An 833-nucleotide genomic window follows, 5' to 3' on the forward strand; every position below is an offset into this window, starting at 1 on the left:
GGCGGGCAGGGCGGAGGCCTGGGCGTGGTGGGAGAGGATGGAGGCGGCGATGTTTTCACGGTCAATGCCCTGGGAGAGGGCCCGGCGCACGTCGGCGGAGGTGCAGGCGCCCGAGGCGGTGTTGAAGCCCACAAAGAGCAGGTCGGTGGTGGCGTAGTCCACCGTCTCGGCGTTGCCCGAAAAGCCCAGGGCGCTGGTGCCGGTGATGTCGCTCCCCACCAGGGAGATCTCCCGGGTGTCGAAGGCGTAGATCAGGTCGTCGGTCTCCTCAATGGCGTAGAGGCGGATGGCCTCCAGCTTGGGCCGTTCCTGCCGCCAGCCGTCGGCCCGCAGCTCCAGATGCCAGCTCTTGTCGGACCCCACCAGGGTATAATCCCCCGTCCCCAGCGGGACGGCTCCGCCGTTGTCCAGAAAAATGGGCACGTCCAGCAGGGCGGGCAGATTGCCGTTGGGACTGGAGAGGGTGATGGTCACCAGATTGCCCTCCCCGGTCACCGAGGTGATGCCGGAGAGGCGGGCGCTGTACAGGCTGCTCTCCCGGGCGGCGTTGAGGGAGGAGACCACATGGGCGGCGGTGAGAGGCGTCCCGTCGGAAAAGGTGACCCCCTCCCGGACGGCGATGCTCCAGCTCAGGCCGTCGGCGGAGCTGGCGGCGGTGGCCAGGGCAAACTGGGGCTCAAACTGCTGGTCCAGCTCGAAGAGCCCGTCATAGATCAGCCCCATCAGGGACAGATTGGTGCGGTTGGTGCAGTTGAGGGGATGGAAGCCGGCCTCCGGGTAGCAGGGGAGGACGAATTCCATGGGCTGAGCGCTCTCCACGCTCTGGGAGGGGG

1 protein-coding gene is annotated in these 833 nt (G+C 67.7%); it reads right to left on the reverse strand.

What is annotated here, in order from left to right; translation table 11 throughout:
- Positions 1–833, reverse strand: an 833-nt coding sequence (locus H7U37_RS15035; protein ID WP_243414345.1) for an ABC transporter substrate-binding protein, incomplete at both ends; no start/stop codon positions are given.

It is taken from the genome of Pseudoflavonifractor phocaeensis, assembly GCF_016901735.1.
GTDB lineage: Bacteria > Bacillota > Clostridia > Oscillospirales > Oscillospiraceae > Pseudoflavonifractor_A.